Origin of the sequence: Microcystis sp. LE19-8.1F, assembly GCF_027531715.1 — a bacterium.
GTDB lineage: Bacteria > Cyanobacteriota > Cyanobacteriia > Cyanobacteriales > Microcystaceae > Microcystis > Microcystis wesenbergii_A.
The window spans coordinates 23,349-36,680 of sequence record NZ_JAPZSO010000160.1 but is presented as its reverse complement, the minus strand read 5'-3'; the positions used below and the strand labels follow the sequence as shown (position 1 = coordinate 36,680).

General features: G+C 44.9%; 14 protein-coding genes. 10 read left to right on the top strand and 4 right to left on the bottom strand.

Features of this window, described 5'->3' with window-relative positions; all coding sequences use genetic code 11:
• The first annotated feature begins 14 nt into the window (after window positions 1-14).
• The 3 genes from O9334_RS15635 (at window position 15) to O9334_RS15625 (ending at window position 2,580) form a co-directional block, all read left to right on the top strand.
• Window positions 15-467 (top strand): DUF29 domain-containing protein, encoded by a 453-nt coding sequence (locus tag O9334_RS15635; protein ID WP_045358114.1) that lies wholly within the window; start codon window positions 15-17, stop codon window positions 465-467.
• Window positions 468-469: 2 nt separating this feature from the next.
• Entirely contained in the window at window positions 470-1,837 is a 1,368-nt protein-coding gene (gene rlmD, locus O9334_RS15630; RefSeq protein WP_288001021.1) for a 23S rRNA (uracil(1939)-C(5))-methyltransferase RlmD, read from the top strand.
• Between the two features lie 341 nt (window positions 1,838-2,178).
• On the top strand, window positions 2,179-2,580 hold the full coding sequence (locus O9334_RS15625; RefSeq protein ID WP_061433012.1) for an ATP-binding protein: 402 nt from the start codon (window positions 2,179-2,181) through the stop codon (window positions 2,578-2,580).
• Here the strand turns inward: O9334_RS15625 and O9334_RS15620 are convergent.
• Window positions 2,577-2,858, bottom strand: a complete 282-nt coding sequence (locus O9334_RS15620; RefSeq protein ID WP_151694406.1) for a DUF6439 family protein — start codon at window positions 2,856-2,858, stop codon at window positions 2,577-2,579. The genes O9334_RS15625 and O9334_RS15620 overlap by 4 nt on opposite strands.
• Before the next feature lie 72 nt (window positions 2,859-2,930).
• On the opposite strand from O9334_RS15620, the gene O9334_RS15615 reads away from it, so the two are divergent.
• Complete coding sequence (locus O9334_RS15615; protein ID WP_288001018.1) at window positions 2,931-3,332, top strand: sll0565 family protein; 402 nt, start codon at window positions 2,931-2,933, stop codon at window positions 3,330-3,332.
• Window positions 3,333-3,594: 262 nt separating this feature from the next.
• Here O9334_RS15615 and metK read toward each other — a convergent pair whose 3' ends face one another.
• On the bottom strand, window positions 3,595-4,845 hold the full coding sequence (gene metK, locus O9334_RS15610) for a methionine adenosyltransferase (RefSeq protein ID WP_045358122.1): 1,251 nt from the start codon (window positions 4,843-4,845) through the stop codon (window positions 3,595-3,597).
• Window positions 4,846-5,170: 325 nt separating this feature from the next.
• Between metK and pcrA the strand changes: the two genes are divergently transcribed.
• Window positions 5,171-7,492, top strand: a complete 2,322-nt coding sequence (gene pcrA, locus O9334_RS15605) for a DNA helicase PcrA (RefSeq protein WP_288001015.1) — start codon at window positions 5,171-5,173, stop codon at window positions 7,490-7,492.
• A gap of 414 nt (window positions 7,493-7,906) precedes the next feature.
• Window positions 7,907-8,338, top strand: a complete 432-nt coding sequence (locus tag O9334_RS15600; protein ID WP_045358126.1) for a CAAD domain-containing protein — start codon at window positions 7,907-7,909, stop codon at window positions 8,336-8,338.
• Window positions 8,339-8,609: 271 nt separating this feature from the next.
• Here O9334_RS15600 and O9334_RS15595 read toward each other — a convergent pair whose 3' ends face one another.
• Both O9334_RS15595 and O9334_RS15590 read right to left on the bottom strand, forming a co-directional pair.
• The gene (locus tag O9334_RS15595) at window positions 8,610-9,782 is read right to left on the bottom strand and encodes a CBS domain-containing protein (protein WP_288001012.1); all 1,173 of its coding nucleotides are present in this window, start codon (window positions 9,780-9,782) and stop codon (window positions 8,610-8,612) included.
• A 238-nt stretch (window positions 9,783-10,020) separates the two neighbouring features.
• Window positions 10,021-10,461: a recombinase family protein gene (locus O9334_RS15590; protein WP_045358128.1), complete on the bottom strand. Its 441-nt coding sequence runs from the start codon at window positions 10,459-10,461 to the stop codon at window positions 10,021-10,023.
• A 339-nt stretch (window positions 10,462-10,800) separates the two neighbouring features.
• Between O9334_RS15590 and trxA the strand changes: the two genes are divergently transcribed.
• The 4 genes from trxA (at window position 10,801) to groES (ending at window position 13,329) form a co-directional block, all read left to right on the top strand.
• On the top strand, window positions 10,801-11,124 hold the full coding sequence (trxA, locus tag O9334_RS15585) for a thioredoxin (protein ID WP_002763751.1): 324 nt from the start codon (window positions 10,801-10,803) through the stop codon (window positions 11,122-11,124).
• A gap of 80 nt (window positions 11,125-11,204) precedes the next feature.
• Window positions 11,205-11,531: a hypothetical protein gene (locus tag O9334_RS15580; RefSeq protein ID WP_045358130.1), complete on the top strand. Its 327-nt coding sequence runs from the start codon at window positions 11,205-11,207 to the stop codon at window positions 11,529-11,531.
• 53 nt (window positions 11,532-11,584) lie between these two features.
• The gene (locus O9334_RS15575) at window positions 11,585-12,202 is read left to right on the top strand and encodes a CP12 domain-containing protein (RefSeq protein ID WP_004162604.1); all 618 of its coding nucleotides are present in this window, start codon (window positions 11,585-11,587) and stop codon (window positions 12,200-12,202) included.
• Window positions 12,203-13,017: 815 nt separating this feature from the next.
• Entirely contained in the window at window positions 13,018-13,329 is a 312-nt protein-coding gene (groES, locus tag O9334_RS15570; protein WP_002744529.1) for a co-chaperone GroES, read from the top strand.
• Window positions 13,330-13,332: the final 3 nt, after the last annotated feature.

Sequence of the window (13,332 nt, the reverse complement as noted above, 5' to 3'; positions counted from 1 at the left end):
ACTGTTTACCTCCCATGACCGCTCAAATACCGATCTCGAAGATCAGCTTATACGATCGAGATTTTCAGCTATGGATCGAGACAACCGTTAACCAATTACGACAGGAGGATTTTGCCTCGGTTGACTGGACTAATCTGATCGAGGAATTAGCAAGTATGGGAAAAAATAATCGACACGCTCTCAAAAGTTTGTTAATTCAATTATTAGCTCATCTGCTCAAGTTAGTTTATTGGCAGACGGAAAGAGAGTATAATGCTAATCAATGGGAAGCGGCAATTATTAATTTTCGAGTTGAAATTGCCGATCTGCTGGAAGACAGTCCTAGTTTAAAACCTTATCTCCTCGAAATTTTCGATTCTTGTTATGGAAAAGCTAGACAAATAGTCTCGAAATTGAGCAAGCAAGAAATTCCCATAGAAGTCATTATTACCCCAGCAGAAACCCTGGATGAAAACTGGTTTCCCTAACTATGCAACAAGGTGATTTAATCGAGATCGAGATTACCGACCTCAACCATACGGGCGAAGGTGTGGGAAAATACCGAGGACAGGTGATTTTTGTGCCAGATACGGTCATTGGCGATCGCATTCAAACTCGCATCACCTATATTAAAAAAAGTCATGCGATCGGCAAACTACAAACTATTCTACAAGCTTCTCCCCATCGTATCCGGCCCCGCTGCATTGTTGCCGATAAATGTGGTGGTTGTCAATGGCAACACATCGAGGATCAATTTCAGCTTCGGGTCAAAAAAGAGCAAGTACAAGAGGTATTAACCAGAATTGGCGGTTTTAGCGATCCTTTGGTTTATCCTCCCCTCACCGGTAATTCTCCCCTCGCTTATCGCAATAAAGCTACCTATCCCCTCGGATTTTCCCCCACCGGCAATGTGCAAGCAGGTTATTATCGTCGCGGCAGCCATCATCTGATTAATCTCAATCAATGTCCGATTCAAGATCAGGCTTTAAATCCGTTTCTAGCAGAGATAAAACGGGATATTCAGGAGCAAGGCTGGTCAATTTATGATGAAAAGACCCACCAAGGACAATTACGCCATTTATCCCTGAGAATTGGCCGCCACACTGGAGAAATTTTATTAACCCTGATTAGTACCGATAATAATTTACAGGGAATTGAGACCCAGGCGCGGCAATGGCTGGCAAAATACGGCAATTTAGTCGGTGTAACCGTGAATTATAACCCCGATCGAGGGAATGCTATTTTTGGCGCTCAGACCACAACTATCGCCGGAAGGGACTATATTACCGAAAAGTTCGCCGGATTAACCTATCAATTGGCTGCCGATACCTTTTTTCAGGTTAATACAGAGGCTGCTGAAGCCTTATTTGCGGTTATTTGTCAGAAATTAGACCTTAAAGGTGAAGAAATTCTTATTGATGCCTACTGTGGTATCGGTACTTTTACTTTACCCCTCGCTAAACGGGTTAAAGAGGTGATTGGACTAGAATCCTATAGCTTTTCCCTCGATCGAGCCAAGATTAACGCCCAATTAAATAATATTACCAACACAACTTTTATTTTGGGGGCAGTAGAAAAAACTTTACCGCAACTGACAGTTAAACCCGACATTATTCTACTCGATCCGCCCCGCAAAGGTTGCGATCGATCTGTCCTCGATAGTCTGTTACGGCTGCAAAGTCAACGCATTGTTTATATCAGTTGTCAAAGTGCAACTTTAGCCAGAGACTTGCAATATCTCTGTAAAACAGGCGATTATCAACTGCTAGAAGTGCAAACAGCTGATTTCTTTCCCCAAACTCCCCACGTCGAATGCGCCGCTTTTCTTAGACAAAAAACAGCGAATATGGTAGGATGAAATAGGAGGAAAAACCCGACACTTTAGCCGTTTATGGTCGAAAAGTCAATGGGTAAGGATAATAGCATATTAAGACCCGTTCCAGTCAACTACTTTTTTGATTAATTACCCGCTCAAAGTGGCCTTGATTCTCGATTGGTTTGTAGATCAATCATAAAAATATCTAATCCATCTCAGAGACAGAAAAGGGACAAAATATGACTCATTAGGTATGGCAATCATCTAGATCGACGGTTAAGAGACCTTAATCTTTCTGTAAGAGAACAGTAATTGAATAAAAGCTAGAGGTAAAGCGCGTGATTGCTATTTCACTGCCCACAAGCAAACGAAGCTGGAACACCATGAGTTTCGCTTCCACCTTGTATCTTTGTCCGATTTTAGATTTATTGACCGCTAGTATTCCCGAAGAATTAGAACCAGAAATTAGATTAGGATTGCAAGAAGCTTTAGTTAATGCCGCTAAACACGGCAATCATCTCGATCCCAGCAAAACCGTGGTCGTTCACTTTTCCAGCAGTAAAGACGAGTATTCTTGGGTAATTACCGACGAAGGTTGTGGATTTACCCCCCGTTGTCCCCATCATGGCTGTAGTTGCGATTGCCCCAATTTTCCCCCCGAAGAAGCGGAAAATGGCCGAGGACTGTGTATGTTATATCAAATCTTCGACCAAGTTCACTGGAATCAAAAAGGAACCCAACTGAAACTTTGTAAACAAATTAAACAGGAACGCTGGTTTAATTAATGACCGTGACCGTGAGAAGGACAGGGAGGAGCAGAAATCGAGCGATCGAGCCAGCCTGTAGCCTGTTGTAGCCGAGGAAGTGCTTCTTCTGGCTGATTATCTAATAAAAACACCAAAGCCGTCCCTAATTGTTCAGCAGCCCGAGCATTACGATTGGCTTTCAGACGATGCCAGTCAATCGGTGCGATCGCCAAACGTTCCGCCAAAATCCGCGCCAATTCCAGGGTAGATAGATGATCAAGAGTCTGAGATGGGGAGGAGACAGGGGATGGAATCATAATCAAAAGGTTTCGTAAAACCGTAAAATCGTCTATAACTATAGTTTAGACGCAGGAAATCCCATCGAGTCCATGTCCTTAGAAGAAAACCCGTACCCTAACGATGAATCGGCAGAATTTACCCAAGCGATTGAAGAAGTCGAAGCGGCGATCGCAACACTAAAAGACCGTTATCGACAGATCAACGAAGCAGAACAGCAAAAAAAAGACCTAGAGGCACAATTTAGTCAAATAGAACCCCAATGGCGCGAAAATCCCCTACCTGAACTAGAAAAGGAATTGGCACAAATTCGCGAACAGATTCAAGAATTAGAGGTAATTTTAGAAAGCAATTTACTCAAAGAAGGAGAATTAAAGCGCCTATTCTGGGAAGGAATCCGTCGCGGACTGCTGGGGGAAGTTTTTTGGCAAATTGTCCGCTTTGGTGGTATCGGAGTCTTACTGGGTTGGATTCTGCGATCCTGTACGGGGTGATTAACTGCACCGGAAGTGGGAAGTGGGAAGTGGGAAGTGGGGTGTAGGGTGTAGGGTGTGGGGTGTGGGGTGTAGGGTGTGGGGTGTGGGGTGTGGGGTGTGGGGTGTGGGGAGAACAAAGCTGCCTTTTGCCTCCTGCCTTTTGCCTCCTGCCTTCTGCCTCCTGTCTCCTGAATACTGATAACTGCTATAGCTAGACAAAAATAAGGAATAGAGCCTTAAACTCTATTCCTGAATCAAAATTTGCAGTTAATTTTTAACCCTATACTACCGCAGAAGTCAAAGCTTCTTTGAGGATAGCGGCTTTATCGGTTTTTTCCCAGGGTAAATCGAGATCATTGCGACCAAAATGACCATAAGCGGCCACATCTTGGTAAAAACGCTCGCCTCTTTCACTGGGTAAACCGCGCAGGTTAAAGGTTTGGATAATGCCGGCCGGACGGAGTTCAAAGTATTTATTGATTAAGTCCAGAATCACATCATCAGCGACTTTGCCAGTGCCAAAGGTTTCCACGAAGAGACTCACCGGACGAGCTACCCCAATCGCATAACCCACTTGAATCTCGCACTTATCGGCCAAACCAGCCGCGACGATATTTTTGGCCACATAACGGCAAGCATAGGCCGCGGAGCGATCAACTTTGGTAGGATCCTTACCAGAGAAAGCGCCGCCACCGTGACGAGAATAGCCACCGTAGGTATCGACGATAATTTTCCGTCCCGTTAATCCCGCGTCGCCTTGGGGTCCACCAATGACGAATTTTCCGGTGGGATTAACCAGATAACGGGTATTGGCATCGGGTTTAATCTCTAAATCACTGAAGACCGGTTGTACTACCGCTTCCCAGAGATCACTTTTAATCTTTTGTTGGACGAGATCATTATCGGTGATATCGCCGATAGTAGCATCGTGTTGGGTAGAAACCAGGATAGTATCGATACCCACGGGACGACCATCTTCATAAATGACCGATACTTGCGTTTTACCGTCGGGACGCAGATAGGACAGTTCACCCGTTTTTCTGACTGCCGCTAAACGGCGAGCGATGCGGTGGGCTAAACTAATCGGTAAGGGCATAAATTCGGGGGTTTCATTGCAAGCGAAACCGAAGACAATACCCTGGTCTCCTGCACCAATTTTATCGAGTTCATCATTGCTGAGAAGTTCGCGATTTTCCTGAGCGGCCGTGACACCCTGGGAAATATCGGGAGATTGTTCGTCTAAAGCGACTAAAACGGTGCAACTATTCGAGGAAAAACCGTTATCTGCGTTGATATAGCCGATTTCAGCGATTTTCTTGCGAACTAAATCGACGAAATGAACCTGTGCTTTTGAGGTGATTTCACCAGTAATCAAGACTAACCCTGTATTGACAACCACTTCAGCCGCTACACGACTGTGGTCATCTTGGGATAACAGAGCATCGAGAATAGTATCAGAAATCTGGTCACAAATTTTATCGGGATGTCCCTCTGTAACCGATTCGGAGGTGAACAAATAACGTTTAGACAAGTGATGTCCCTCATGTGATAGTACATTTGAACGCAAAAAGATTCCAAGAAATCTTTGATCATACAGTGTAACAGGGAATTTGTAGAGATAAAGTATTTTCAATAAGAAACCGCCCGAACATTGTCCGGACGGAGTGTGGTGTGAGGAGTGAACGGAAACTTTCGTCTCCGCTAATTCCATTGTAGATGACAACTTAGAATCTTGAGCGATTTGAAACAAACTAGCCCAAAAAATTTTTATTTCTTGAAGGGGTTGACTAATGCCCGATCCCCGTCTCGATGATGTAGCCTGAATAATAGAGGTCGCAGAGCTATAGGGAAAGATTATGACAGTCACAGCCGATTATTTAGAACAACTCAATCCCTCCCAGCGCCTTGCTGTCGAGCATTTTTGCGGCCCCCTGTTGGTGGTTGCTGGGGCAGGATCGGGAAAAACCAGTGCTTTAACCTATCGTATCGCCCATTTGATCCGTCATCACGGGGTCGATCCGGAAAATATTCTCGCGGTCACTTTTACCAATAAGGCAGCCCGGGAAATGAAAACTAGGATTGAAAAAACTTTTGCTCAACAAAAAGCACAGGAAAAATACGGTCAAAGATTAGAACTTTTGGAAGAATACGAACAGAAAAAACTCTTTTCTCAAGTTTATCGGAATTATACTAAAAAACTCTGGATTGGAACTTTTCACAGTCTTTGCGGTCGGATTTTGCGCTATGACATTAATAAATATCAGGATGAATATGGTCATAGTTGGCAAAGGAATTTCTCAATTATGGACGAATCTGATGCCCAGAGTTTGGTGAAAAATATCGTCACTAAACAAATGAATTTAGACGATAAAAAATTTGACGCTCGCAATCTACGTTATGCGATTAGTAATGCCAAAAATTTAGGTTTAACCCCCAGGGATTACGCCAGAGAAAACCCTCATTTTCGGGGAAAGGTCATTTCTGAGGTTTATCAGGCTTATCAGATGCAATTGGCACAAAATAATGCCCTAGATTTTGATGATTTGATACTGGTTCCAGTCCGTCTTTTTCAGCAAAATGAATCTATTCTCGGTTATTGGCACACGCAATTTAAACATATTTTAGTCGATGAATACCAAGACACTAACCGGATTCAGTACGAGTTAATTCGGCTTTTGTCCACCAATGGTGAAACGAAAAAAAGTGAGTGGAATTGGACGGATCGATCAATTTTTGTGGTGGGTGATGCCGACCAATCTATCTATAGTTTTCGGATGGCAGATTTTACTATTCTGCTCAATTTTCAAGCGGACTTTGGCGATGGTTTACCCGATGATGATACTCGCACGATGGTGAAACTACAGGAAAACTATCGTTCACGGGAAAATATTCTGCAAGCGGCAAATAAATTAATTGAAAAGAATAGTCAAAGAATTGATAAAGTCCTTGTTCCCACCAGAGAAGGAGGCGAGAGTATCTATGTTTTTAAAGCCAGAGATGAACAGGAAGAAGCATCTTTTGTTATCGATAAAATTCGAGAATTTAACCAAGAAAACCCCGAATTAAATTGGGGTAGTTTTGCCATTCTCTACCGAATTAATGCCCAATCTCGCCCCTTTGAAGATGGGTTAATTCGCAATAATATCCCCTATAATATTGTCGGGGGATTTAAATTTTATGATCGACAGGAGATTAAAGATGCGATCGCTTATTTACGAGTGATTGCCAATCCTGCTGATACCGTTAGTTTACTGAGAATTATTAACACTCCCCGGCGCGGTATTGGTAAAACCACAATCGATAATTTGCTCAAAGCTGCCCAAGAATTAGGAGTACCTTTATGGGAAATTATCAGCGATGAAACTTCCGTTAATACTCTCGCCGGTCGTGCCACTAAAAGCATCAATAAGTTAGCGAAAATTATCCAAAATCTGCAAGAAAAAATCACCGATTTATCCGCTAGTGAAATCCTAGATCAAATCATGGAAGATTCGGGATATATTGATGAATTAAAACAGCAGGGAACCGAGGAAGCTGATACCCGCATCGAAAATATCCAAGAACTTTATACCGCCGTGGTACAATTCCAAGAGGAAAACGAAGAAACCAATCTCCAGGAATTTCTCGCTAATGCTAGTTTAGCCTCGGACTTAGATAATCTTCAGGAAGGTCAAGAAAAAGTCTCCTTAATGACTCTACATTCCGCCAAAGGTTTAGAGTTTCCTATCGTTTTTTTAGTCGGTTTAGAACAGGGCATTTTTCCCCATAATCGTAGTTTAAACGATCCCATTGCCCTTGAGGAAGAACGCCGTTTGTGTTATGTGGGAGTGACTCGGGCCAAGGAACAATTATTTTTAACCTACGCAAAAGAAAGATATGTCTGGGGGAATAAAGAGATGAAGGTAGCTTCCCAATTTTTGCAGGAATTGCCCCCAGAATTGCTCACAAGCAACCTGAAACCGAAAAAGACCCCAAAAGTGGTTTTCATGGAAAAAGCTGTCTCTAATCAAAGAAAATGGCAGGTAGGCGATCGAGTGTTACACTCTACTTTTGGAGAAGGAGAAGTGACCCATATCCTCGGTGCGGGGAAAAAAATGAATCTAGCGGTCAAATTTTCGGGTTTAGGTCAGAAAATCATCGATCCTCGCACCGCACCCATGCAACTTATCCACGAATAAGGAAGGATTTTAAGTAATCATCTGTAGGGTGGGTTAGGCGAAAATAAGTTATACTCTCACTAAAAATTGAGTATTCGCCGTAACCCACCGGACTTGAGCGTGAGCTTTTGTCGAACGCTTTTTTCTCCCTATCTCCCCACTGATAACTGATTACTGTTCACTGATAACTGACACCCCCTGATTCCTCAACTCCGATCGCTACCTGCTGTTAGAATGGAGAATTGCGGTCAGACTGACGATAAAATTGAGAAGCTAAATCCTTGATTCTTAATAGTTGTTGAGAAACTTTCCGCCTACTATCGCAATTATCCGATAATATGGGCAACAGCGAGTTAGTCTATTCAGTCTGTTAAAATTGACCCCCGTTGGTCCTATTCGCGCACTGTCTAACCTTAATGATGAGGATCAGTTAATATGGAATCAATGCAACCCACCGAGACCAAAAATCCGATTAGAACGGATTTACCCGGGTCTCTGAGCAAACCCAGCAGCAGCAGCACCGAACAGATTTGGTCTGAATATGTAGAACCAGTTTGGGATTCGGTGATGTCCTATCTGGCTAACGTCCCCGATTATATCGGTAGTTTCTTCTCTGGATACAAAAAACCTTTAATCGTTCTGGGGGCAATTTTAGCCAGTTTTGTCACCGTGAAAGTTACCCTAGCGGTTTTAGATGCGATCGATGATATTCCCCTCCTTGCTCCTATCCTACAATTAGTTGGGATCGTTTACACTGGTTGGTTTGTCTGGCGCTATCTGCTCAAAGATGAAAATCGTCGCGAGTTATTAGCCGAAATTGATGCACTAAAAGCGCAAGTTTTTGGCAGTCACAATAACCCTTTATAGAATCAAGCATAAATAACCCAGGAGTTGAGCGGAAACACTCAACTCTTTTGTTTTTGCACAACAGTAAAGATTGAGGCAGTTAGGTAAATAGACCAGATAGCCATTCTCTGGTTCTTCTAACTGTATATCCCTCTTCTGTCACTCTAGGGAACGGGAAAACAGAAATGACAGGGGAAAACGGATGTCAACAGAGAATTTATCAATCGATTAAGTTGAGTATGAGGGCTTTTCTCTCTATTCTAACTCTCCTCCTCTGACAGAAGAGGAATATCTAAGAGCTAATTTCACGACCGAGGTACTCAAGCTTCTCTAGAACAGATTGAAGCAAAGATCGCCGCTGCTCGACGACAATATCTAAGTTAGCCAACATATACTTTACGTCTTTATAAGCATTGTCTAGCAAGGCAAGTAATAATTCGCGATCGCCTGCGATGTCTTGTTGCGATGGGGCGCGAGTCCGTTGGGGTAATAAGTCCGCTGGTGGGGAAGGAGGGGAGGGCGATCGCTCGGACTCTAGCTGTTGAATCGTTTGTTGTAAATTTTCAATCACCCCATACATTTCCATCGGGTCAAAAACCCTTAACAGACTGGTTTGTGTAACAATGCCCAACCCCCGCCCCCAGTTCCAAGAAACCACCAAACGCCCCACCCGCCGTTTTTGCATTTCCTGATGGGCCGTCCACAGGGAATCCTCGGGGTTGAGGAGAAATAACGGCGTACTCATCACCGTCTGGGCCCTAGTTTTGTGCAGATCGATTTGAACTGCTTGAAACTGGACAAGATCTCGCTCTGTCACAATACCAACCGGGTAGTCATTGTCCTCGTAATTTCTCTGGGTGATCACCACACAACTGACACGATGTTCCGCCATTAACTGGGCCAATTGCAAGACTGTGGCGGTGAGAGGGGCCTGTACCACTTGAGTGGTCATCACATCCGATACGCGACGAAACCGCAACAGATTGGCCGGACGCAATATCTGGCGAATACTTTCATGGGAGATCACCCCGACCAACTGTCCTTGGTCATCGACAATCGGCAAATGGCGAATTCGGTAGCGACGAAACAAAAACAGGGCGGCAAAAATGTCTTGAGCAGATTGCTGGGGCAAGGTGATCAGGGGATGTATCATCACATCGGCAACGGTTGTCTCGGACAGGTTAATCCCTTGAGCGGTGAGTCGCACCACATCCCGTTCTGTCAAAATTCCTAATAACTCTTGCCCTTGCACCACCAGCAGACAGCTAACACGCGCTTCTCCGGCCGGAGGAGCTAGAGGGGATAGGTCATCGGTGAGTAAACACAGACGGCTATGGGCCTGACCGATCATGGCGATCGCATCTGCCAGAGAAGTGGTTGGCGGCACCGTCAAGGGTTGGCGATCGATCGCTTTTTCCAGATCGGGGGCCCAACTCAGAGGTGTGTCGAGGGACATCAGCACCATCCTGCAATCGCAAAGGCCAAGATAGACAGAACAGCCACTGGGAAAAGAACCCAGACTCTCAGAGTTGCCAAAATCCTTTCTAAAACTATCTCAAAATGTAGCGTCATGTAACTTTTTCTAGAAAGATGTAACGTTTTGTTACAATTTTTATTAAACTCGTAAAGATTTTAGACCCACTTCGGTGTATCATAGAGGGATGTAACAGGTTAAACCCTGAAACTTTTTATTTAGGGGTCATTCAGCCTCTAATGGTTTTAGGGGCGGCATCACCAGACGCTGGGGTGAGTACTTCTGGGTTCTGGTCGGCCTGAAGGGTTACTCCGGAAATTCTGGACACCTTTCCATAAAGTCGATCCAGCACCCGCTTTACGGAAATACGCTGCCATGGTAGACCGCGTTTGGTGGTGTAGCCCTGTTCATTAAGCCAATCGGCGATCTTCTGCAAGGATTTCCCCGATTTGTGATGACGGCGAATCAGTTCAATGACCCGGCACTCTTCCGGATCATCCACTAATTCCCCATCGATCGATCGTTGTCCAAAGGCAGGGGAGCCGTAGCCCGCATAACCACCGTTGCTTGCTTTTGCTTGTCTGCCTTGTTCTAGCCGCTCCCAGGCAGATAAATCGTTTGAAGGGGTCGCTGTCATAGGGGATGTCAATGCAATAACTTGCAAAACCATATTACCGTAACTTAACGTCGCAAATTTGTTTTGATTGGGAGCAGCCGATGACGACTTACAAAGTAAAACCCCCCCATGAGCAGGGACTAGATGTCACCATCGATGTCTGGGACGACCAAACTATATACGATACCCCAAGGAGGCGGACATTGACTTATGCCATTTTGCTTTACTCATAGCCCTGGACTCCCAAACCCTTTCGCTTTCTGGGAGAAAGTTAAAGGGGCTAAGGCCAAGCATTTTTAGATGAGGAGCGGGTCAAGGCTGAATTTATATTGTAAAACGCACCGAGAAGAGAATTTGTCCTAAGTTACACAGCATCAATCTGGAGATATAAACATGGGTACGGCTACATTTATTCAAGATGAAACTGAATTTGATTCCCTCTTAAAGAGTGAATCCCTGTTGGTGGTAGATTGCACGGCAACCTGGTGTGGCCCTTGCAAACTGGTGGCGCCGTTGATCGATCGATTGGCCGATGACTATCGCGATCGCGCCAAAGTCTTCAAACTTGACCTAGACAGTAACAAACCCGTGGCCAAACGCTTTGGGATTAGAAGTATTCCGGCGGTCATGGTATTTAAACAGGGGAAATTGATAGAAACATTAGTTGGGGTTAAACCCTATGAAGAATTTACGGCTGCGGTAGAACGACAATTATAGTCTTCCACCGTGAACGAACACTCTGGGCAAACGTCCGACGTTGACCCTTTCCTTCTCACATCACTATTCAATTTTGAGGTATGGCGATGAACAAGCTTATAGAAATTCGGTGTCCCAACTGTGGCAGCGTAGCTCAACGACTCTTGAGCGATCGCCTGCCCGCAGGATATAAGTGTCCGGCCCGGCAGGTTGCTCAGACGGAATGCCCAGTGTGTGATTATTTCATCGCCATGTGTTGGCAAAACGGCGCTGTGCTGGAGGCCTATGCTCCCGGCACTCAGGGGAGCACAGCTGCGGCCATGCCGCCCCAGCCCCAACCAGCGATCGCCCATTGGCCCTGGTCATCTCTATTAACAGTGGCCCTCAGCCCACAAGAGTCTAGGAAATTGCTATCGGGGCAACCCTAGTCAACTTTTGCTTTTATACCAGTCCTTTCATTTAACAAAACCATCCAACTCCTATGCTGCAAGCTCAAGAAATTATGACCCAAAACGTTGTCACCATTCGTGGTTCGGCAACGGTTGCCGATGCCGTGAAATTGATGAAAGAAAAACAACTGCGGGGATTGATTGTCGAACCGCGCCATGAACAGGACCCTTATGGAATTGTCACTGAAACCGACATCGTTTACAAAGTGGCGGCCTTTGGCCACGATCCTAAAACTATGCGGGTTTACGAAATTATGGTTAAGCCCTGTGTGGTCGTCAATCCCGAACTGGGGGTGGAATATGTGGCTCGGTTATTTGCTCAAACCCGCATTCGCCGCGCCCCCGTGATTCAGGGCAAAACTTTGCTGGGCATTATTTCTGTCAGTGATATTCTCTTCAAGAGCGATTTTGTCGAAAAGCCAAAGCGGTTGTTCATTGAAGATGAAATTGAAGCGGCCCGGGAAGACGCGCGGACAATTTGTGCGGCCAAGGGTGAAACCTCTCCCGATTGCGCTGCGGCCTGGGATGTGGTTGAGGAACTCCAGGCGGAAGCCTCCCATCAACGGGCCAAAAAACAGGGGAATAACTCACTCCAGTCCTACTGCGAGGCTAATCCCGATGCCTTAGAGTGCCGCATTTATGAGGATTAAATCCTTGCGGGTTTTGGCAGAATCGATCGCCTTTAGGGTGACTTCTGCCCTTAATGCGCTTAGGTTAACTTCAAAGCCGCCTGTCATACTAAATCCGTTGAGTATATGCTACTTATAAGGACAGGCACTCATGCAAGAGGCACTCATGCAAAAGGGGGAATAAATAATCAGTTTTTAATAACCGGATTTAGTATCAGTTACTGAAAAATCAAGGGCAATGTTTTCTTCATTGCTGTGTATGCTGCCTAGTCATGGTTTCGATCTCCGCCGTGAATAGCTTTTGCTTGTCAAGGTAAGGATTTGCTTTGATAGCCCTGACATTTGGCAGCTTCCAAGCGTATCGGTGGGGTTGCCAATCTCCCACTATACGCTCCAATTTTAGAATCGAAAAGATTAAAAGAAAATGACTTAAATAATATTCGATTATTTGTCGAGCCTTTCGGTTACTTGAATCGCTTAAAAGCTTGGCTCTGTGTTTTCTTTACTCCTCGATTAATTAACTATTTTTCTTTTCTATATACTCAACTTAATCGATTGATAAATTCTCTGTTGGCATCCGTTTTTCCCTGTCATTTCTGTTTTCCCGTTCCCTAGAGTGACGGAAAAGGGATATTCTGACTGCTGCCTTCCCAAAACGAAAACTTTGTACCTCACCACTAAGATAACTGCTATAGCTTAACACCATAGTTCGGAAACCCGTACCGATCGAGCAGTTGTCAGGGGGCCTTGTATTTCGGTAAATTAGCACTCGGAAGGTAAGAGTGCTAATCTGGAAAAGACACTTACCCAAATACAAGAGAAAAGGAGGATATTCCATGGCTGCAGTCAGCATCAACGTAACTACTGTTAAACCCCTAGGCGATCGAGTTTTCGTTAAAGTTAGCCCCAGCGAAGAAAGAACCGCCGGTGGCATTTTTCTTCCCGATGCCGCGCAAGAAAAACCCCAAATCGGGGAAGTCGTGACCGTCGGCACTGGCAAACGCAACGATGACGGCAGCCGTACCCCTGTGGAAGTGGGTGTGGGTGACAAAGTTCTCTACTCCAAATATGCCGGAACCGATATCAAACTTGGTGGCGAAGAATACGTTCTCCTCTCCGAAAAAGACATTCTCGCCGTCGTTTCCTAATCA

Bases quoted from the DNA above. Each gene is read 5' to 3' on its own strand.
- O9334_RS15635 (WP_045358114.1), top strand. From the start codon at position 15: ATGACCGCTCAAATACCGATCTCGAAGATCAGCTTATACGATCGAGAT.
- rlmD (WP_288001021.1), top strand. From the start codon at position 470: ATGCAACAAGGTGATTTAATCGAGATCGAGATTACCGACCTCAACCAT.
- O9334_RS15625 (WP_061433012.1), top strand. From the start codon at position 2,179: ATGAGTTTCGCTTCCACCTTGTATCTTTGTCCGATTTTAGATTTATTG.
- O9334_RS15620 (WP_151694406.1), bottom strand. From the start codon at position 2,858: ATGATTCCATCCCCTGTCTCCTCCCCATCTCAGACTCTTGATCATCTA.
- O9334_RS15615 (WP_288001018.1), top strand. From the start codon at position 2,931: ATGTCCTTAGAAGAAAACCCGTACCCTAACGATGAATCGGCAGAATTT.
- pcrA (WP_288001015.1), top strand. From the start codon at position 5,171: ATGACAGTCACAGCCGATTATTTAGAACAACTCAATCCCTCCCAGCGC.
- O9334_RS15600 (WP_045358126.1), top strand. From the start codon at position 7,907: ATGGAATCAATGCAACCCACCGAGACCAAAAATCCGATTAGAACGGAT.
- O9334_RS15595 (WP_288001012.1), bottom strand. From the start codon at position 9,782: ATGGTGCTGATGTCCCTCGACACACCTCTGAGTTGGGCCCCCGATCTG.
- O9334_RS15590 (WP_045358128.1), bottom strand. From the start codon at position 10,461: ATGGTTTTGCAAGTTATTGCATTGACATCCCCTATGACAGCGACCCCT.
- trxA (WP_002763751.1), top strand. From the start codon at position 10,801: ATGGGTACGGCTACATTTATTCAAGATGAAACTGAATTTGATTCCCTC.
- O9334_RS15580 (WP_045358130.1), top strand. From the start codon at position 11,205: ATGGCGATGAACAAGCTTATAGAAATTCGGTGTCCCAACTGTGGCAGC.
- O9334_RS15575 (WP_004162604.1), top strand. From the start codon at position 11,585: ATGCTGCAAGCTCAAGAAATTATGACCCAAAACGTTGTCACCATTCGT.
- groES (WP_002744529.1), top strand. From the start codon at position 13,018: ATGGCTGCAGTCAGCATCAACGTAACTACTGTTAAACCCCTAGGCGAT.